Below are 20,278 nucleotides of genomic sequence, written 5' to 3' on the forward strand. Positions count from 1 at the left end.
CTGCGGCCAATCATTAAAAGGCCGCAGATTATACGTCAATAAATGTGTTCTAACAAAGAATAATTGACTCAGAGTCTAGTAAACTTGGTACATGACCAACATAACTACCCGTTGCTAGCTCGGAGATTAATTGTAAGCCTTGTTGTTGTTGAGATGTACTTAACGGAACATAAGGTAATCTAAAGACAGGTTTTACAGCACCAGTCATCATAAGCGCCGTGTTTATTGCGATCGGGTTAGGTTCGCAGAATAACCAAGAGATTAATGGCTGCAATGATTGATTCAGTTCGTCATTACGTTCGTTCATCAAACTTCTAAACTGCTTAGGCACAATATTAGAAGTAACTGAAATGACACCATGTGCACCATGTAAATGTCTTGCATCGTGTGCTTCATCGTCATTACCCGACCAGCATGCGATACCTTGTTGTTCATATTGAGCAATACGTTCATTACCTGCACACTCTTTAACACCAATAAAATTGTCATGCTTCGAAAGAGGCTCAATGATATCTGGTGTTAAATCCTGGCCCGTTCTTCCCGGTACGTTGTAAATAAATGCAGGGCCAATTTCGAGTACTTTTTCGAAGTGTTTTACAACACCTTCAACTGAAGTGCGACCATAGTAAGGGTTTATCTGTAATGCGGCATCCATTCCCGTTGCAAAACCATATTCTGTTGCTTTAACAGCTTCACGGGTATTGTTACTGCCCGTATTACCGATAACTAAAATTTGTTGCTTGTACTTACTTACAGTGTGCGCAATTAACATTAGGTGCTCTTCCCAATTCATTAATTGGCCTTCACCGGTTGTACCACCTACGATAATGCCGTCGACACCCGCTTCGATTTGTAGCTCAACTAATTTGTCATAGGCGAGTAAATCGATTTCGCCAGTTGCTATGTAAGGAGTTTTTATCGCGGTGATCAAGCTTGCTTGTTTAAGTTTTTCGTTAATCTGCATGTTTACAACTTTTCTTATTCCAAGTGCTAATATTCTTACATAAAACAGTAGCAGTTCCGAGCTTTCTTTAGACTGAATGACTTGTAAATTGGTTGTATTACTGATTAAATACAAACACTGTATATTTAACCAGTGTCGCTATGAGTTTACTTAATCATTTCAATGAGAATTTTTATCAAACTATAGAAATATGCCAGTCTGCGAGAGTCAATGAAGACATCTTATTTGAGTGGCAAGAGTCAGGTTTGTTTCCAGCGAGCAGTTTCGTTATAGAAAATAAACTTAAAGTCAATTCTTACTTAGGGATCACAGATCATACAGAGCAGATTGAATATTACCCGAGAGGATATCAAGCTTGGGCTCAAATACTTATAAAGCAAAATATTGAGTCATCAAGTCAAGCATTCATGTATTTTGGGAGTCTCTATCAACAGACTTTGAATCAGTTAGTGCATGGTTTACCCGAAACACTTATCGCCTCATTTACAGAAGATCTAGAAGAATCTATTCAATCGAGTTGGCAATATTTCTTAGTAGGAAAATATGGCGCAATCAGTTCTACTGGAAAGATAGAAGAAATCGTTGCTATCGATCTATTTAAGTATGTTATTTCATTTTTAACTGAAGATTTTAGCTTAGACATACTCGATGAGGAGACACGAAAAACACTTCATGTTGCACTCAGACAACTTAATAACGCAGTTGCACTAGACAATCCAGTTTTACCAAAACAGCTTATTAGACAGCGTTATATTGAGCGTTTAATTAAGCAATATGATTTATCAGTAAGATGAGCTCACTACTCTAAGTGAGCTCTCATAATTTCAAATGCCTTTAAAACTTTTAATTGATCTTCGCAAAGATCGTCGTACCAAGCGTCAAAGCTTTCATCGTCTTGCTCCGCTAATACAACATATTCTGCAAGTAACTCAATGATGTCACTATGAGTACAACTCAACTGATCAAGCTGTTTGTTAATACCACTGTGATCTTTATTTTTGAGCGAATCAATCACGGTGTTATCCAAGTTATTATTTAGCTCTTCCATTGTTGCTTCCCTTAAAAACTTACACCTTATTTATAACAGGCCTACAACGAATAGCTAGAGACAAGTTGTTTGTTTGCGCAACAAACCATCAAAATCGACAAATTTTACCAAAACCCATTTGCAAATAATTTTCATTTAGAATAAGATGCGAGATATTATAACAAAACAAAAGAGCGTTTTATGAAACCTAATATTCACCCTGATTACGAACAAGTGGCATTTCACGATACTTCTATTGATAAATACTTCATTGTTGGTTCAACAATCAAATCTGATAGAACAGTCGAAATTGATGGCGTAACTTACCCATATGTACCAATTGATGTTTCAAGTGAATCACACCCTTTCTATACAGGTAAGCAGAAAATTACTGCTTCTGATGGTCGTGTTGCTCAATTCAACCGCCGCTTCAAAAATCTTGCAAGCAAATAATATAAGGAATATTTATGAAAGTACTCAGTTCTTTAAAAAGTGCCAAAAGTCGCCCTGGTTGCCAAGTGGTAAAAAGACGTGGCCGAGTATTTGTAATCTGTAAATCTAATCCAAGATTCAAAGCCGTCCAAGGCATGAAGAAAAAGAAGAAATAAAAAAGCGGCATTTATGCCGCTTTTCTCTATCCAAATAATAGCTCCCAGACACTTGGTGGCTCGTGTAGCTCATGATATTTCTCTCGAAGTACATCAACTTTCTTTAATTTTGCCTTAGCTTTAGTAATTTCACCCTTCTCTACAAAGCGCTTTGATTCTTGTAATACGGCGATGACCTTATCTAATCCCTCGATTGATTGCTCTTTTAAATCAGGTTTGAAATTAGCCTTTTTACTTTTTTTAATCAAAATAATCATTTCATCTATTTGACTGATTATTTCTTTATCGTCAGTTGAGCGAACTGCCTTTTTGTAAGCATGACCTATGTTTTTCATTGTTACTGATAAATCGCTTGTCTGTGCAGAAGAACTAAAACTGAACATACTGGCTGAGAAAAGCAATAAAACTAAATACTTCATATAAACTCCGAATATTCTAGTGGACATTATAAGTTTTCTAGAAAAATAAAAAAGCGGTTTGTAAAGCCCCTTTACATGAATAAATAAGTTGCAGACAAAACTAAGCAAACACCCGTTATTTGCTTGCTAGACAAAGTTTCTTGATAAAATACGCGACCAATAATCACAGCAAGTACAATACCAATTCCACGTTTAATGGCCTCTACAACACCAGGGTTTAGATATTCAAGCGCAGCAAATTGAAAAAATACAGCACCAAAAAACACCATTACAGCAATAAGCCACCACTTAAAATTTTTAAACAAAGTCCGCCATTGGTAGTCAATTCGCAAACTAATAGACAAAACTGCAATAATTATGGATGTCAGAAACATGCCATGGAAAGAACTTGAGCCAAAAGTTAACGCTTGTTTATCGAAAACAATACAGGTGCCCCATGCAAATGCAGTAATTAATGCGTATAAGCTTGATTTTTCACGTGTATTAATTGATGTGCCAGCAAGTAGCATGGTTGCAAACACAACTAATACAATGCCTAGCCACTCGAATCGAGAGAGTAGTTCGTCTAAGAATAAGAATGAGAACACTGCTGAAATAAAGGGTGTACAAGCAGTAATCGATAATACAATTGCAAGTTTGCCTTTCGAGATAGCGAACATAAAACAAACACTGCCTATTGCAGCGAGTACACCACTTATTGTTGCAGGAAAATAATAAGAATTACTCGGAAATTGATACCCTTGAAATCCCCACAATAAGAAGAACAAAGGCAGAACACTGACACTCATCGCCAGCGACAAGAACTTTGGATTAATATGCTGCGCCAACTCTTTTCTTGAAATATCAAATAAAGACCAGCAAAGCGCACTTAGTAAAGAAAAAATCATATCTTGTTTAGAACTTCTGAAAACTTATCTTGCATAAATTGCGTTATTTTTTTATGTTCAGGTTTCCAACCATTTAAAAAACGATAGAAATCAGACCATACTATTGGCCATAGAGTACGCCACTCATGCTCTAAAAGTTCACACTCTTTCATACTCATGCTATTACTCAGTGCTTTAAGTAAACTTTCAAAGTATAAATTAAGTATAGATGATTCATATTTTGCACACGCATCACCATCAAACACACTTGTCATAAACAACATGACATCTTGTAACCCAATACCAGAACCGACATATTGAAAATCATAGCCAAGTACAGTGTAATTTGGATCGAATGCGTAGTTTGCTAACTTAGAATCTCCATGTATTAACGTCTGATAGCGAGCATTATAAAGTGAGTCTGCCAAATACCTTGCTTGATGTTTTAAATCAATGAATTCCATCTTTTCAAACTCATCAGGCCTTGTTTCAAGATGCCAATATCCACCTAATGGAAATGGTTCTGATTCGATAAGGGTAAGCCCTTGCGCATGAAACTGTGCTAACCATTTAACAACTGCATAGATATGTTCAAGTTTATGATCATTTATATTTTGAAAACCCTTTGATTTAAAGTCTTCTAAGATCAAAATATTTAAAGAACCTAATCTATTTGCAAAGTAACAATAGGGTCTTACTTTCTCGAAAGCTGTATGACAAGTCGGGTAGTTGTAAAAATTGATTTCGTTAAGATAAGACTTATCTTTTCTCTGTTTGGCAAAATCACTTTGTGAAATGACTTGGTGATTTATGTTTTCAGGAATTTCACTGAGTTTAACTATCACTGGATGTGAATTAAAGAAACCAGATTGAATTTGCCCACACCCACTCCAAAGTGAAATAGATAAATCTGTGAGCTTCAGCTCGGGTATGTACTTTTCTAAATTACGTATACTCAAAGCAATAACTTTTAAATTATTATTAAACTAAGATTTATTGTACGCGCCTAAAATAAAAACGCCCAGCGAATTGCTGGGCGTTGTTCTCCACGATTGTTAACTGGCCTGTTGAATATCAGTATTCAACGGACAATCATCAATAAGGTTTAAGTCGAAATCAAACTCATCAACTCGAATCGCTTTTTCACGCTTCTTGTTGTAATCAATTAACTTAGCATATTGCTCGCTAGTAATAACATTCGCAGCTAAAGCATTATCTAGCGTATCAGCAAAACGCACACCTGGTTTTACTTGTTTTGAACGAAGTGCTTTCTTAAGTACTTTAAGTAAATCAAGACAAGCCATCTTAGCTTTATATGCCTGCTCGTTAATATCGTGACCATCACCAGCAGTTGGTTTAACAAGTTTAGTGATTTGTGATTTAAATGCTGTATCTTGTTGAGCGGCAGCAGCTAACTCACGAATCAAATTGTCGTCAATTTTTGCCATTCTGTGGCTAAATTGTAATGTTGCTACACGTAAGAACTTGCGAGCAAAACTTGCTGGGAAGTTATCTAAGAATTTATGTAATGCGATTTCAGCATTTTGTAATGCCCAACGCGTTCCATAATGGAAATAAGGCGCTGCTTGTGCACGCTCTGACTCAGATACTTTCTGCTCATAATACTTAATAGAAGCCATAGCAGCATATAGGTAACTCATTACGTCACCAAGACGCGCTGATAGCATTTCAGCCTGCTTTAATTTACCACCTAGTACCAATAATGAGAAATCTGCAAAAAGAGCTAATCGAGATGATAATTGCATAACAGCTTTCTCGTATGGTTTAACTTCAGACAACGAACTTTGACTACCAGCCATAAATGGCATTAAACCTAGGCCGAATGCACGTAAGCCATTCGAAATACCATAGCCTACTGTTTGACGGAATTTCTTATTAAACTTCTTATCTGCGTCAGCTTCTTCACTATGAATTGCTTCAACCATTTCTTGAAGATGCGGGTGACAACGCATAACACCTTGACCAAAGATCATCAGGTTTCGAGTTAGAATGTTCGCGCCTTCAACAGTGATTGCGATTGGCTGAGCAACATAACCGCTAGCTAACGTGTTCTGTGGACCGTTTTGGATCGCCTTACCAGCTAGAATGTCCATTGCCGAATCAAGCACATCACGACCAATTTCAGTCATATGATATTTTGCGATTGCAGTAACAACTGATGGTTTCAGGCCCATGCCTAAACCTTCAGTGGTTAACACACGCATAGACTCTTGAAGGTAAGTTTTACCCGCAATATCAGCAAGCTTTTCTTGAATACCTTCAAATTGGCCAATTGATAGACCAAACTGCTCACGAACCGCGGCATATTCTGAAGCTGACTTAAGTGCAACCTGGCTTGTTGAAACACCTAAAGCTGGAAGCGAGATACCACGACCGGCGCCAAGACAGCTAACAAGCATCTGCCAACCACGACCAATGTTATTCTGCCCACCGATGATGAATTCCATTGGAATGAACACTTTATTACCCCGTGTAGTACCATTGTAAAAACGAATACCCATAGGGTCATGGCGATTCCCAAGCTCAACACCTGGATGTAATTTTGGAATTAACGCACACGTAATACCTAACTCTTCTTTACCACCTAATAGACCTTCAGGATCAAATACTTTGAATGCCAGGCCTAATACTGTCGCAATAGGTGCTAAAGTGATGTAACGCTTGTCCCACGTAATTTCTAATCCTAGAACTTCTTCACCATTGTGCATACCCTTAGTTACGATACCCTGATCTGGAATACCACCCGCATCAGAACCTGCTTCAGGACTGGTAAGTGCAAAACATGGAATATCAGTACCATTAGCTAGACGAGGTAAGTAATGTGCACGCTGCTCTTCAGTACCATAGTGCATTAATAACTCACCCGGACCTAATGAATTAGGCACCATAACAGTTACCGCTACAGCTGAAGATTTGGTCGCGATTGTACCTACGATGGTTGAATTAGCATAAGGGCTAAACTCTCGGCCACCATAAGATTTTGGAATGATCAAAGAGAAGAATCTTTCTTTCTTCAAGAAATCTAAAATATGTTCAGGAAGATGCTTACTGTTTTGAATAACAGAATCATCAATCATAGCCATTAACTCTTTCACTGGACCATCAATGAAAGCTTGCTCTTCTGCCGAAAGTGTTGCCTCTGGCACTGCACGAAGTGCACTAAAATCAGGCTTACCTTGGTAGATTGAACCTTCTAACCAAACATCACCTGCGTCTAGCGCTTCTTGTTCTGTAATTGAGATACTTGGTAATACTTTTCTAAATTGTGTTCTTAAACTCATAACTAACTCATCAGACCAGTTGAATATACCTACATTACGGCACAAAAAACGCGTTAGATCAATTACTCTATGCAATTATTTAACAAGAAAATTACTATGCCTTTGCAAATGGTAGTTTAAGTCATTGAAATAGATAGGCTTACACGTGTAAGCTCAACTTAGAAAATTTTTGAATATAAAAATTTGGACTTACAGAGTTTGGTTATTAAAACAACAGAAAAACTCAGAGCCAAGTCGGAATTAAAATCTTTAAATTAAATTTTAGTTTATAAATCAATCACTCTAATTTTATAGCTAAAGAATCTGAATTTAGGTGGTTAGTTCTAAACATTAAATTTTAAAAATACAGCTTAAATTGATTGCCAACATAACATGAATCTTTACTTGAACAATGCCGTTTAAGCATTAGACTAAAGTTTAATACTTATGAAAAAGAGATGTCGCATGTGGCTTAAATCAAAGCTTAAAGGGCTCACTCTTTTCATAGGCATGCTGACGGTTACTTCTGCATTTAGTTTCATGAATAACGAGTATGTCACATGGCGAGACACAATGGCCTGTGAGGCAAAATGCCAATTGTTTGGTTGTAAATCAGGAAGTTTATTTGGTAAAAAGGATGGTCAATCACAAGCATGTCGATGTGAGGGTGAACAAGACTATCTATTAATTTTAGATTAGAAAAGAAAAACGGCGCGTAGCGCCGTTTTTGGTTCAACAAATTTTACTTTGTTAAGTCATCGAAGAACTTCTTAACACCATCAAAGAAACCTTGTGCTTTCGGTCTATTTTTACCGTTGTCTGCCCCCATGCTTTCTTCTAACTCTTTTAACAGTTCTTTTTGTCTGTCATTTAAGTTTACTGGTGTTTCAATTACCACTTTACAAATTAGGTCACCGACTGAACCGCTGCGCACAGATTTAACACCTTTACCGCGCATTCTGAACATCTTACCTGTTTGACTTTCAGCTGGTATTTTAAGGTTTGCTCGGCCATCTAGGGTTGGTACTTCAATTTCACCGCCGACTGCTGCTGTAGTGAAACTAATTGGCACCTCACAATACAAGTTATTGCCATCACGCGTGAATATCGGATGCTCACGCACAGAAACTTGCACATATAAATCCCCAGATGGTGCGCCATGCATACCGGCCTCACCTTCACCCGTAAGACGAATACGGTCGCCAGTATCAACGCCTGCTGGAATTTTTACTGAAAGCGTTTTGGTTTTCTCAACTCGTCCTTGCCCGTGACAACTATCACATGGATCTGAAATAACAGAGCCTGTACCTTGACATGTAGGACATGTTTGCTGAACAGCAAAAAAGCCTTGGCGCATTTGCACTTGACCAGCACCATGGCAAGTTGGACACGTCTTAGGTTTAGAGCCAGCTTTAGCCCCACTTCCGTCACATGGTTCACAACTTACCCAAGTTGGCACCTTGATTTCAACTTCTTTACCTCGAACGGCCTCTTCAAGGCTAAGTTCCATATTGTAACGAAGATCTGAACCACGTTGTTGACGAGATTGACGACGACCGCCGCCACCAAAAATATCACCGAATACGTCACCGAAAATATCACCAAAGTCACCATGGCCTCCGCCAAAGCCACCATGGCCGCCACCACCATTTTGATCAAACGCTGCGTGGCCGTATTGGTCATACATCTGACGTTTTTGACTGTCTGTAAGTACTTCGTATGCTTCTTTTACTTCTTTAAACTTGGCTTCTAAATCCGCATCACCCGCTGTTCTATCTGGGTGGTACTTCATTGCTAAGCGTTTATAAGCTTTTTTTATGTCACGTTCACTGGCATCTTTGGAAACACCAAGTACTTCATAATAGTCACGTTTTGACATAGTTTTTATTACTCTTAGATAAGGATAAGCCTACTTGCTCAAGGCTTAATAAACTGAATTTTAGATAGACTAAGGGCGCGTTAAGCAATGCTTACGCGCCCTGGAAATAACAATTACTTGTTTTCTTTTACTTCTTCGAATTCAGCGTCAACAACATCATCATCTTGCTTAGCTGAACCTTGCTGCTGTGCACCGGCGTCAGCACCTTGTGCTTGTTGCGCTTGTGCATTTGCTTGAGCAATTTCCATAAGCTTCTGAGATTTCTCAGCTAGAGCTTGCACTTTAGCATCGATCTCTTCTTTGCTTTCGCCTTTAATTGCAGTTTCTAATTCAGAAAGTGCAGCTTCGATTGCAGTTTTGTCTTCTGCTGGTAATGCATCACCTGCTTCTTCGATTTGCTTACGCGTACCGTGAACCATAGCATCAGCTTGGTTACGTGAAGCGACAAGTTCTTCGAACTTCTTATCTTCTTCAGCATTCGCCTCAGCATCACGAACCATTTGCTCAATCTCATCATCGTTTAGACCAGAAGAAGCTTGGATAGTGATCTTTTGCTCTTTACCAGTATCTTTATCTTTTGCAGAAACGTGTAAGATACCGTCAGCATCAACATCAAATGTTACTTCGATTTGTGGTACACCACGTTGTGCTGGACGAATACCTTCAAGGTTGAATTGGCCAAGAGACTTATTGTCACTTGAACGCTTACGCTCACCCTGTAAAACGTGGATTGTTACTGCTGACTGGTTGTCTTCTGCAGTTGAGAACGTTTGCGACTTCTTAGTAGGAATAGTCGTGTTCTTCTCAATTAGTGCAGTCATTACCTGACCCATAGTCTCAATACCAAGTGATAAAGGACAAACGTCTAGTAATAATACATCTTTTACGTCACCAGCTAATACACCACCTTGAACTGCAGCACCTACAGCAACCGCTTCATCAGGGTTTACGTCTTTACGAGGCTCTTTACCGAAGAATTCAGTTACTGTCTTCTGAACTAATGGCATACGTGTTTGACCACCAACAAGGATGATGTCGTTTACGTCGCTCACAGAAAGGTCTGCATCAGCAAGTGCACGCTTTAATGGCTCAATTGATTGAGTTACTAAATCTTCAACTAAAGACTCAAGCTTAGCGCGAGTTAGTTTTACGTTCATGTGCTTAGGACCAGTCGCGTCTGCTGTCACATAAGGTAAGTTAACTTCAGTTTGCTGTGCACTTGAAAGTTCAATCTTAGCTTTTTCTGCAGCTTCTTTAACACGCTGCATTGCAAGCGGGTCATTCTTAAGGTCAATACCTTGATCTTTTTGGAATTCAGCTACTAGGTAGTTAATAACACGGTTATCAAAGTCTTCACCGCCTAAGTGCGTGTCACCATTTGTAGCAAGTACTTCAAACGTGTGCTCGCCATCTACTTCATCGATTTCGATGATTGAGATGTCGAATGTACCACCACCAAGGTCATATACAGCAACAACATTGTCACCTTGTTTCTTGTCCATGCCGTATGCAAGTGCAGCAGCAGTTGGCTCATTGATGATACGCTTCACTTCAAGACCAGCGATACGGCCAGCATCTTTTGTTGCTTGACGCTGAGAATCGTTAAAATAAGCTGGTACTGTGATTACAGCTTCAGTTACTTCTTCACCTAGGAAGTCTTCCGCTGTCTTTTTCATTTTCTTAAGCACTTCAGCTGAAATCTGAGGTGCAGCACGTTTTTCTCCACGCACTTCTACCCATGCATCACCATTGTCTGCTTTAGTGATAGTGAAAGGCATGATGCTAATGTCACGTTGTACTTCTTCGTCTTCGAAGCGACGACCGATTAAACGCTTGATTGCAAATAATGTGTTTTTAGGGTTTGTAACCGCTTGGCGCTTAGCTGGCTGACCTACTAAAGTTTCACCTTCTTCAGTGAAAGCAATAATTGATGGGGTTGTACGATCACCCTCAGCATTTTCAATAACGCGTGCGCTATCACCATCTAGTACTGCAACACAAGAGTTAGTAGTACCTAAATCGATTCCAATAATTTTACCCATGAATCTTCTCCGACTTCAAAATTCGTTGTTCGTTTCGATGACTAGTAAATAGGGGCAGTGTTTTTGAATTCAAGCGTAAAAATAAAAAAAAATGCATTTTTTTGAAATTATTTTTAATTTGACTGTTTTGTAGGCATTTTTTTATTAAAAAACCAAATAACGCAATTATCTTGCTTTGTGAACTGCAGTAAATCAAACTTATGAAATATTTGAATAGAATTAAACTAGCTATTTATGATCCTCGCCTGCAAACATTGTGACTCATTAGTTCGTGTATCTTCACTTGGAGAACATCAGCGTGCAATTTGTCCTTGTTGTAAAAATGAGATAGTTAGTTATCAAGCTAATCAACAACAATGGTTGATTGCATTCAGCCTTACCAGTCTATTGTTTCTGTTTTCTAGCCTTTACCCCTCTTTTGTAAGCTTCAGCCAACATGGTCTAGTACAAAATATTAGTTTATGGAATGCTTTTAGTTTGCTCGCAGATGAATATAGTGTCGTTCTGTCAGGTATTTTTGTGTTCAGTACATTTTTAATCCCCCTATTCGTCTGTCTGCTTGTGCTGTTAACGAATAGTCATTATTGGCAAGACCTAAATCCTCATAATGCTCGCTATTTAGCACGTTTACTCAATAAGACAAAAACGCTTAATCTCGCTGATATATTCCTAATAGCCGTTTTAGTCAGTGTTTTTAAATTAATGTCACTCGCCGATATTGGGTTTGGTCTTGGTTTTTGGGCTTATATTCTATTTGTAGTTTGTTTTATAGAGACCTTGTCTTTAATAAATGAAACAGAATTATGGGAAAGGCAGATGCTATTTCAGCCCGCATTGCTTCATGATGGTAAAAGTGCAAAAGCACAAGAGCTAAAACAATGCTTAACTTGCTCCCAGCTAACCAGAGAAACTCACTGCCCACGTTGTTATACTAAAACTTACTTTCGTAAACCAAACTCAGCGCAAAGAGCAATTGTTTGGATGTTAACTGCAACGGTCTTTTTAATACCTGCAAACCTTTTACCAATTATGAATACCGTTAACCTAGGCAATGAAACACCTGCTACTATTTTCTCTGGCGTTGTTGTTATGTGGCAATCAGGATCATACCCAGTCGCTATACTTATATTCTTAGCCAGTATCTGTATCCCAATTATTAAAGCGGCTGCATTGTTCTATTTAATTTTACAATCAAGAAAGTGTACCCACCCAAAACGAGCCAGTACAATTTATCGTTGGTTAGAAATAATGGGGAAATGGTCAATGATAGATGTTTTCGTCGTGATTATTTTGGTTTCTTTGGTACAACTTGGTACTGTGCTCAGTGTTGAACCTAGAATTGGTATCGTATTTTTTACTATCATGGTGTTATGTCAGATCGTTGCCGTGAATAGTTTCGACCCTCGGATCTTATGGGACAAGTTTCACAATCATGAATGAACATGCTTATATTGAATCTAAACCAAAGTTTACTGTGATTTGGATTATTCCGATCATCGCACTGATTATAACGACTTGGATGTTATTTAAATATCAAGCTGATCAAGGTCATACGATTTATGTAAAAATGACAACAGCAGATGGCATCACTGCAGGTAAGACAGAAGTTAAAGTAAGAAATGTCAAAGTCGGTCTGGTGAAAGGCTTAGAATTAGATCTATCTCAAAATGGCGTGTTAGCTAAAGTTCAAATCGGCAATCAATATGGTGATTTACTAACTGAAGATGCCAAGTTTTGGGTTGTTAAGCCACGTATAGACCAATCTGGTATTTCCGGTATGAACACCTTACTCTCTGGGGCGTATTTAGAGTTAGAGCCTGGCCAGAGCCAGAACCTGTCATATTTGTTTACCTTACAAGATGAACCTGCTTTGATAAGTAATGATATAGAGGGTAAGCGTTTCAAATTAACCGCGAGCTCAGCAGAAGTACTCGATGTTGGTACTTCTATCTATTTTAGAGGCTACCGAATAGGTCAAATTGAATCTGGACGATTTGATGTTGATACTTTATCTATGCATTACGGGATCTTCGTCTTTTCCCCTTATGATAGGCTTATCACTAATAACACAATTTTCTGGGTTAGCTCTGGTGTTGATTTCAGCCTTAATACTTCTGGCGTGCAATTTTCAACTGGAAGCTTATCAAAATTGATAAAAGGAGGTATATCTGTTGATTACCCTCCAGAGCAAAAGCCAAATGATATAGCACTCGCTAATAAAACTTATGCTTTGCATAAAAACTTTGCGCAGGCGTTAGAGAAACGCTTTGATGATTTTGACTTTTATATTGTCGAGTTTGAACAGTCAATTCGTGGCCTCAATGCTGGTGCACCTGTTGAATACAGGGGAATGAGGATTGGCACTGTTGAACAAGCACCTGCACAAATAGAGAAAGATGGAGAACCTATATATTTCGAGCAAGATAACACACAAGTGCCCGTTCTGATCAAAATTGAATATGGAAGATTTTATAAAAATGAGCAGTTAGCAAAACAATATTGGCAACAAAATATAGACAAATGGATTAATTCTGGATTACGAGCATCACTAAAAAGTGGTAATTTACTAACTGGTGCGGTATATATAGATTTCGATTTTTATAACAATGCTAATGAGATGAGTTATGTTACTAAAACTGACATATACCCTGTTCTTCCAAGCATATCGAGTGGTTTTACTGCTTTGTCAGAACAAATGACAGCCTTAGTTAACAAATTAAATAAGCTGCCATTCGAACAAACCACCAACATATTGAACAATACATTAGTGGCATACCAATCTCTTGCTGAAGAGTTAAAGGTCATGATCCACGAACTAAATAACAACGAGACTGCAGACAAAGTGGCTAAAAATTTAACACAATTAGAGACAACACTGACTCAACTAACTAATAGCTTGAAACAATTTGAATCCACGTTGTCTAGCTACCAACAAGAGTCTGGAGTTGTTGATCAGTTAACAAATACATTACAAGAGCTAGAAAACTTATCAAATACACTTAAACCTCTTTCTAAGGGCCTAAATGAGCAACCAACAATGCTTATATTTGATAAAAATATTCCGAATGACCCAATTCCAGAGAAGCCATAATGCGTAATTTAACTATTCTATTTGTAATACTGACGTTAACAGCTTGCTCGTCAGGCCATAACATTCAGTTAAAATATTATGACTTTGCGTATCAGCAAGAGGATGGTGTAACGACTTCTAAGCTGACGAAAACTAAATACCTACATATCAACCGAGTAAATATCCAAGGTGTTGCAGATCAACAGCCTCTAATACAGATACTAAGAGGTAACTCAGTCAATATTGCCAACTATCACTTTTGGTCTCAACATCCAAAATATACGTTGACCGACTCCATGACACGTGGCTTAGTAAAAAAAATTTCAGCTTACACCGTTATTCCTGCCGGCAAAACAACGCCTCAAGATGGTGAGTTTATGCTCCAGGTTAAAGTAACGAAACTTGCTGGCCACTATGAGTTAGGTTCATTGATTGAAGGCCAGTGGTTTATTTATCAGACTAATGCTGACGGAAAGAAATTATTAGATTCTGAGTTGTTCTCATTTTCAACCCCACTAAAAGATTCTGGGTTTGATGCGCTCATCAAAGCGCATCAATCTAGCTGGGAAAAACTCACTGATAAACTATCAGTAATAATTTTATCGAAATCTATTTAAGTGTAAGTTGATACAGATTACTCACACCCTGCTCTTCGTTTAAAATAACTTGTGTTTCTAACTTGAACTTACATTTTTTTAGTAAGTTTATGCTTGTCATGTTTTCAGGAGCAGTGAGTGCACAGAGATATTTCAGTTCTAGGACATTGAGCGAGTAATCAATGACGCACCTTGCCGCTTCGCTCGCATAACCTAAACCAATATATTCATCTAAAAACGCATAACCAAGATCTGGATACTGTAATGCTGGTCTTTTGTATAAGCCACATATACCAATTTGCCTAAAATCTTTATCATTACTTTTAAGGCACACAATATATGATGAAAAAGTATCTAACTTATAAGGTGTTAAAAAAGCTGTTTCAATGTAATGCTCTGAATCTTTATGAGTTTTAATGCTTTTATCAGCTATATTTTTTTTAAAACTATCTTGATTCAATAATTTAAAAATAAAACCGGCATCATTTAAAGTTGCATGTCTTAGCAATAATCTTTCTGTATTCAATTTCACGATAGAACCCTAATCCCTTACTCTTGGATATACCAAACCAAAACTGTATACAACCTATAATAAATACTACTAATTAAACAGCTAATTATCTAATGTAGAAAGTAATTCTTAAAACTATAGGTTATTAAAATTAACCTTTCTGTAACGTTTTGTTCTTTTATTTTAATTTGAATTTGGTAGGATGCATTGGCTATAAAAACAACAGAACAGGTTAAGTAATGAATACTGAATCACCTATTTGTGATTTCGGCCTTCATCGAGGCGAGAAATACACTAGTTTGCCTGCAAGCTTTTTAAACTGGATGGTTGAAATTGACCATGAGAAATGTGCATTTGCAAAACAAGAATTGTTAAGAAGAGAAACTGCTGCGCTTAAAAGTTGCTCAAAAAGAAATTAATGCCCACCTGTAGCGCTTTAGAGCATATAGTTTAAACTAAGCGCGTAATTACTTCACACGGGTTTATTATGCGCAAATTTTTAGCTCTCTCGGTAGCTTTAGCACTTTCAGGGTGTGCTACCTATACAGATCAGCAATCAAAAGCTGAATATCTTACTATCCTACATACAAACGATAACCATGGACGTTTTTGGCAAAACGAAAAAGGTGAATATGGCATGTCAGCAAGAAAAACACTTGTTGACAGGCTTAGAAATCAAGCCGAAAAAAGTGGTCATGCCGTGTTATTACTTTCAGGTGGCGACATAAATACGGGGGTTCCAGAGTCAGACCTTCAATATGCAGAACCTGATTTCAAAGGTATGCGTTTACTTGGCTATGATGCCATGGCAATCGGCAACCATGAATTTGATAATCCATTACATATCCTTGATAAACAAATTGAATGGGCTCAATTCCCTATTTTATCAGCGAATATTCTTAATAAAAGTGATTCGTCTCATGCATACCAACCATACACAATTATAGAAAAAAATGGTCTTAAAATTGGTGTGATAGGACTTACCACTGTCGATACAGTCAAGATTGCAAACCCCGAGTATGTTGGGCATTTGGACTTTATCAAACCGAGTATCGCTGCAAAAAAAGTACTGAACGATATTAATAATAAATATGAAGATATCGACGTTACAATTGCTGTTACTCACATGGGCCATTACCACGACGCAAAATTTGGTATTAATGCACCCGGGGATGTCACGTTAGCAAGAGAGCTGCCAAAAGGTGCCCTTGATATGGTCATCGGAGGACACTCTCAAGAACCAGTTTGTATAGATTCACTTGGTAGCCCTGATAAGGACTTTGCGCCTGGAAAAGCTTGTAAGCCTGATAATCAAAATGGTACTTGGATCATGCAAGCCCATGAATGGGGAAAGTATGTTGGTAAAGCAGAATTTAAAATCGAAGGTGAAAAAATTACGCTCGAGAATTATCAGTTAATACCGGTCAATTTAAAAAGTGATAATGGTGAAGTGATCGGGGAATATATTCCAGAAGATCAAGACATGTTAGATCTATTAAGGCCATTCCAAAAAATAGGAAAAGGTCAACTAGATTTACCCATCGGTTTTACTGATGCCTATTTAGACGGTAAACGAGGTACTGTGCGATTTAAGCAAAGCCCATTAGCACGCCTTATTATTAAAGCACAAAAAGAATCAGTAAAAGCAGATTTTGGCCTGATCAGTGGTGGGGGAATACGTCACAGTATTGAAGCTGGCAAGATCAGTTATAAAGACGTTTTAAAAGTTCATCCTTTTAAAAATAGAATTACGTTAATGAATTGGATAGGTAAAGATCTTATTGATTACCTTGAAGTCGTTACTTCTTTTCCGATTGATGCTGGTGCTTATTTACAATATGAAGGTCTAAGTTTTGAAAGAAACGATGGAAAGTTAGTTAATATAAAAATTAACGGTCAAGCTTTAGAACTTAACAAAACCTACAGAATGAGCATCAACAGTTACAATGCAGCAGGAGGTGATGGATATCCAGTTCTTGTTGGACGAAAAGGCTTTGTTCCTTCAGAGCGAACTGATGCCGAAGTATTAAAAGCCTATATTGAAAAATACTCTCCTATTAAGGTGAACGAACTATAAGTTCTAGTCGTCTTGTATTCACTAATGGATGCCAGAGCATATCTGGCATCTTCAACGCGTTATTTACCTCTTATCTCATAATCACTGTCTAACAAACCCTTAAGACCATAGCTATGTAACTTAGAGCGCGACCCTTCACCATGCGCTTTAGGTGGGTAAAGCTTTGATTTTAATTCTGGGCTCTCTCTTAAAATTTCGTCAAGTGCCGCCCTAATTTCACTCAGGGTTTTTTCTAAGCTATTCGAAAAATTTGGTCTTTTTCTAACTGTATGTCCTAGAACAGCTAATCTATGAAAATACTTTTCTGCTATATTAAGAAGTTCAATAGGCACATCTTTATTTAGGTGAAGATTCATATCTGGATGAGCATGGCTAAATTCTATCATTGCCAAATAAAAGCAAAGAGGCTTATTAGCCAATTGGCTTTGACTGTCGGTTTTACCCTCAATAAATAGTGATTTAGAGTATAAATCAATCACTAGCTTAGGCATTACACATTCAACCGTAGCAATTCTCTTTTTTGCTCTACTCTCAATATGTTTTCTAAATACTTTGCGATACAGTAATGCGTTAGCCAAACTAAGCAACAACACTATAATGTATGTGTATTTAATATGACTTCTATCAGTAATCAGAACCAGATAAATTGTTTTATAATTCGCAAATAATTCTAAAAACACTACATTAGTTGGCTTAACAGTTGTTATAGATTCAACTTTTACTCTGGAGTGAAGTGAATCGAGTTGTTGATTCAATTGTTCAATATAAATATCTACTTCTTGCTGATTGCCTGCATAGTTAAAAAGTGGTTCAGCTAATGGTAGGCTGCTGACATCGAGTGAGACACGCTTAGCTACTTGTTCACTCTGCAGTTCAACCGCCTTTGTTATTTTATTCTCTTGGCCCAAATAAAATAGCAAGCTTAACAAAACAAAAACGGCTGCTGTGAAAATATAAATTGGTTTTATGTTCATCATTATTTTTCACCAATAAATTTGTAAGGTGAAAGATCGCACTGCCAGAACTTTTCTAAAGATTCAAAATAGGCACTGCCTACTGATTGCGCGATTTGTGTTGTGATTGTTTGAACGGCACAGGCGAGATCTGTATTGTTTTCTGTCAATTTAAGGTACCAACGGCTACCAGTGATATTATCACCAATGGGAATAATATAGTTATGAGAAAACTTTTCGTCATCAGTCTTATCATTCCAATAAGACGCGATAATATCTACTTCATTATTTGCAAGCTTTTCTCTTAGTGCGCTGTGAGAGCTAACATAGGTAATATTTAGGTTTTTAATATCTAAATCTAATTGCTTAAATGCTTTTTTTGGCAAAATATGGCCAGAACGACTGGTTGGATAATCAAGCAAACCAATACGTTTATCAAGGAAATACGCTTTTTCAAGTTTAGGTTTTTCTTTATTCGAGATAAAAAATGCAGAGTAACTTGAATAGCCAATAATCGGTGTGTAGTTATGTGTCGCATCGGCACGAAGTGCTTGCATAATACTGTCTTTGCTCAATATGAGATCTGCGATACCTTTACCAAAGAACTCGATTTGTTCAGCTAAACTCCCCCCCCAAAAAACTTCAACATGGCCATATTGACGTTTTAGAACACTGTTTTGGCAAAGCGCCGGAAGTATTTGCTCAGCAAGTTTTTTTGTGGGTACTTTAACTCTAAATACAGCTTGGTTTTCACTTGATGCAGTTTGGCAGTGGAATTTGTGTTGCTGTATAGGCACCAGATGTAGGGATGTATCAGTAATAACCAATTGTGATAATAGCCAAACTAACCAAGTGCTTGTAATAACAGACAGGAACAAGATAGTTTTTAACGATAATTTATATTTTTTTAACAAAACAAAAAGTAAGTTTATTGACAACCTGACCATTAGAGCAAATTTACTTACTCATTACAATAGGTAAAATTATTTAAATTTCTTAAACCTTTGATTTATCTACTTTGTTAACAAGTAATGATGAATACACTTGAGTCCTTTATTCAAACTTCAAAAACACGGACAATTGACCTTAATAAGATTACGATTTACACGGGTCTGCCATGTTTAATTTGACAACAGTTACAAAAACACTTGCTTTATCATTGACAATGTTAACAGTACTTAGTTCACACAAGGCACTTGCTTGGGGGCAGAATGGTCACAGAGTGATTGGTGAAATTGCCGATATGCATTTAACAGATGCAACCAAAGTAGCTCTGCAGCCATTATTAGCTGGCAGTTCTCTTGCTCAAATTTCAACTTGGCCAGATGAAATGCGCTCTAATCCAGAGCACTTTTGGAGAAAAGAGTCTGGTAAGTGGCATTACATTAATATTAAAGATGCAAAAAAAATGCATCAATATGTAAACACATCTATTGACTCCAGAGACAAAGTTGCACATATTTTAGACGGAATTTATTATTCTATTAATATTTTAAAGAGCAATAATAAAGACTTGGAATCTAAAAAGTTTGCTTTGAGTTTCTTAGTACACTTAGTTGGAGATAGCCATCAACCCTTCCATGCTGGACGCTCTGAAGACCGAGGTGGAAACTTAATAAAGGTATCTTTCTTTGGCAAAGAAACAAACTTACACAGTACGTGGGACACTCATCTTATTGAAAATGAAAATTTATCTTTCACAGAGTTTGCAGATTTCATAAAAACGTCAAATAAAATGACTATAAAGATGTACTTAAATAGCCAGCCTGCTGATTGGTTGGTTGAATCAAATAAAATATCTCATCGTGTGTACGATGAAAATGAAACTAAGCTCAGTTATGGCTATGTCTATAAACATATGCCTGTTGTCAAAAAGCGTTTATCGCAAGGTGGTATTCGTTTAGCAGGGCTTCTTAACCAAATTTTTGACAGTAACGCAAAGCCGTTAACTGAAGCGCTTATTAAAAAGCGTGGTTAGTGGTATG

Annotated in this window: 21 protein-coding genes; 10 read left to right on the forward strand and 11 right to left on the reverse strand. The window is 37.5% G+C overall.

Annotated elements, in window-relative coordinates:
* Positions 1-49 precede the first annotated feature (49 nt).
* Positions 50-964 (reverse strand): 4-hydroxy-tetrahydrodipicolinate synthase, encoded by a 915-nt coding sequence (gene dapA, locus ACGHEH_RS07770; RefSeq protein ID WP_390443645.1) that lies wholly within the window; start codon positions 962-964, stop codon positions 50-52.
* A gap of 140 nt (positions 965-1,104) precedes the next feature.
* Between dapA and ACGHEH_RS07775 the strand changes: the two genes are divergently transcribed.
* Entirely contained in the window at positions 1,105-1,758 is a 654-nt protein-coding gene (locus ACGHEH_RS07775; RefSeq protein ID WP_390443647.1) for a DUF6058 family natural product biosynthesis protein, read from the forward strand.
* A gap of 5 nt (positions 1,759-1,763) precedes the next feature.
* Here ACGHEH_RS07775 and ACGHEH_RS07780 read toward each other — a convergent pair whose 3' ends face one another.
* The gene (locus tag ACGHEH_RS07780; RefSeq protein ID WP_390443650.1) at positions 1,764-2,012 is read right to left on the reverse strand and encodes a hypothetical protein; all 249 of its coding nucleotides are present in this window, start codon (positions 2,010-2,012) and stop codon (positions 1,764-1,766) included.
* A 180-nt stretch (positions 2,013-2,192) separates the two neighbouring features.
* On the opposite strand from ACGHEH_RS07780, the gene ACGHEH_RS07785 reads away from it, so the two are divergent.
* A complete protein-coding gene (locus ACGHEH_RS07785; RefSeq protein WP_390443652.1) occupies positions 2,193-2,444 on the forward strand; it encodes a type B 50S ribosomal protein L31 in 252 nt (83 codons plus the stop codon).
* Positions 2,445-2,458: 14 nt separating this feature from the next.
* The gene (gene ykgO / locus ACGHEH_RS07790) at positions 2,459-2,599 is read left to right on the forward strand and encodes a type B 50S ribosomal protein L36 (RefSeq protein WP_058032458.1); all 141 of its coding nucleotides are present in this window, start codon (positions 2,459-2,461) and stop codon (positions 2,597-2,599) included.
* Between the two features lie 26 nt (positions 2,600-2,625).
* Here the strand turns inward: ykgO and ACGHEH_RS07795 are convergent, their stop codons facing one another.
* From ACGHEH_RS07795 to ACGHEH_RS07810, 4 genes are all read right to left on the reverse strand, one after another.
* Positions 2,626-3,018 carry a cytochrome b562 gene (locus ACGHEH_RS07795; protein ID WP_390443655.1) on the reverse strand — a complete coding sequence of 131 codons (393 nt, stop codon included), beginning with the start codon at positions 3,016-3,018 and terminating at the stop codon, positions 2,626-2,628.
* 71 nt (positions 3,019-3,089) lie between these two features.
* Positions 3,090-3,905 (reverse strand): DMT family transporter, encoded by an 816-nt coding sequence (locus tag ACGHEH_RS07800; protein ID WP_390443658.1) that lies wholly within the window; start codon positions 3,903-3,905, stop codon positions 3,090-3,092.
* Positions 3,902-4,843 (reverse strand): kinase, encoded by a 942-nt coding sequence (locus ACGHEH_RS07805; RefSeq protein WP_390443661.1) that lies wholly within the window; start codon positions 4,841-4,843, stop codon positions 3,902-3,904. The genes ACGHEH_RS07800 and ACGHEH_RS07805 overlap by 4 nt, the downstream gene beginning before the upstream one ends.
* 96 nt (positions 4,844-4,939) lie before the next feature.
* Complete coding sequence (locus tag ACGHEH_RS07810; RefSeq protein ID WP_390443663.1) at positions 4,940-7,186, reverse strand: acyl-CoA dehydrogenase; 2,247 nt, start codon at positions 7,184-7,186, stop codon at positions 4,940-4,942.
* Positions 7,187-7,630: 444 nt separating this feature from the next.
* On the opposite strand from ACGHEH_RS07810, the gene ACGHEH_RS07815 reads away from it, so the two are divergent.
* Complete coding sequence (locus ACGHEH_RS07815) at positions 7,631-7,864, forward strand: hypothetical protein (RefSeq protein WP_390443666.1); 234 nt, start codon at positions 7,631-7,633, stop codon at positions 7,862-7,864.
* Between the two features lie 43 nt (positions 7,865-7,907).
* Here ACGHEH_RS07815 and dnaJ read toward each other — a convergent pair whose 3' ends face one another.
* Together dnaJ and dnaK are read right to left on the reverse strand one after the other, a co-directional pair.
* Positions 7,908-9,044 carry a molecular chaperone DnaJ gene (gene dnaJ / locus ACGHEH_RS07820; protein WP_349286966.1) on the reverse strand — a complete coding sequence of 379 codons (1,137 nt, stop codon included), beginning with the start codon at positions 9,042-9,044 and terminating at the stop codon, positions 7,908-7,910.
* Positions 9,045-9,157: 113 nt separating this feature from the next.
* The gene (gene dnaK, locus ACGHEH_RS07825) at positions 9,158-11,086 is read right to left on the reverse strand and encodes a molecular chaperone DnaK (RefSeq protein WP_390443671.1); all 1,929 of its coding nucleotides are present in this window, start codon (positions 11,084-11,086) and stop codon (positions 9,158-9,160) included.
* Positions 11,087-11,320: 234 nt separating this feature from the next.
* On the opposite strand from dnaK, the gene ACGHEH_RS07830 reads away from it, so the two are divergent.
* Genes ACGHEH_RS07830 through ACGHEH_RS07840 form a run of 3 tightly spaced genes read left to right on the forward strand, consistent with a single transcriptional unit; the run spans position 11,321 to position 14,773 of the window.
* Positions 11,321-12,526, forward strand: coding sequence for a PqiA/YebS family transporter subunit (locus ACGHEH_RS07830; protein ID WP_390443673.1), 1,206 nt, complete (start codon positions 11,321-11,323; stop codon positions 12,524-12,526).
* The gene (gene pqiB / locus ACGHEH_RS07835) at positions 12,519-14,177 is read left to right on the forward strand and encodes an intermembrane transport protein PqiB (protein WP_390443676.1); all 1,659 of its coding nucleotides are present in this window, start codon (positions 12,519-12,521) and stop codon (positions 14,175-14,177) included. Before ACGHEH_RS07830 ends, pqiB begins: the two co-directional genes overlap by 8 nt.
* Positions 14,177-14,773, forward strand: a complete 597-nt coding sequence (locus ACGHEH_RS07840; RefSeq protein WP_390443679.1) for a membrane integrity-associated transporter subunit PqiC — start codon at positions 14,177-14,179, stop codon at positions 14,771-14,773. The genes pqiB and ACGHEH_RS07840 overlap by 1 nt, the downstream gene beginning before the upstream one ends.
* Here ACGHEH_RS07840 and ACGHEH_RS07845 read toward each other — a convergent pair.
* On the reverse strand, positions 14,766-15,284 hold the full coding sequence (locus ACGHEH_RS07845; RefSeq protein WP_390443682.1) for a GNAT family N-acetyltransferase: 519 nt from the start codon (positions 15,282-15,284) through the stop codon (positions 14,766-14,768). The genes ACGHEH_RS07840 and ACGHEH_RS07845 overlap by 8 nt on opposite strands.
* Before the next feature lie 218 nt (positions 15,285-15,502).
* On the opposite strand from ACGHEH_RS07845, the gene ACGHEH_RS07850 reads away from it, so the two are divergent.
* Positions 15,503-15,682: a hypothetical protein gene (locus ACGHEH_RS07850; RefSeq protein WP_390443684.1), complete on the forward strand. Its 180-nt coding sequence runs from the start codon at positions 15,503-15,505 to the stop codon at positions 15,680-15,682.
* Positions 15,683-15,750: 68 nt separating this feature from the next.
* Positions 15,751-17,340, forward strand: coding sequence for a bifunctional UDP-sugar hydrolase/5'-nucleotidase UshA (gene ushA, locus ACGHEH_RS07855; RefSeq protein WP_390443687.1), 1,590 nt, complete (start codon positions 15,751-15,753; stop codon positions 17,338-17,340).
* Positions 17,341-17,399: 59 nt separating this feature from the next.
* On the opposite strand, the gene ACGHEH_RS07860 is transcribed toward ushA, so the two are convergent.
* Both ACGHEH_RS07860 and ACGHEH_RS07865 read right to left on the reverse strand, forming a co-directional pair.
* Positions 17,400-18,317, reverse strand: a complete 918-nt coding sequence (locus ACGHEH_RS07860) for a hypothetical protein (protein ID WP_390443690.1) — start codon at positions 18,315-18,317, stop codon at positions 17,400-17,402.
* Positions 18,317-19,171 (reverse strand): PhnD/SsuA/transferrin family substrate-binding protein, encoded by an 855-nt coding sequence (locus ACGHEH_RS07865; protein ID WP_390443692.1) that lies wholly within the window; start codon positions 19,169-19,171, stop codon positions 18,317-18,319. Before ACGHEH_RS07865 ends, ACGHEH_RS07860 begins: the two co-directional genes overlap by 1 nt.
* Before the next feature lie 287 nt (positions 19,172-19,458).
* Between ACGHEH_RS07865 and ACGHEH_RS07870 the strand changes: the two genes are divergently transcribed.
* The gene (locus ACGHEH_RS07870; RefSeq protein ID WP_390444185.1) at positions 19,459-20,271 is read left to right on the forward strand and encodes a S1/P1 nuclease; all 813 of its coding nucleotides are present in this window, start codon (positions 19,459-19,461) and stop codon (positions 20,269-20,271) included.
* Positions 20,272-20,278 lie beyond the last annotated feature (7 nt).

Origin of the sequence: Pseudoalteromonas sp. MTN2-4, from assembly GCF_042848605.1 — a bacterium.
Taxonomy (GTDB): domain Bacteria; phylum Pseudomonadota; class Gammaproteobacteria; order Enterobacterales; family Alteromonadaceae; genus Pseudoalteromonas.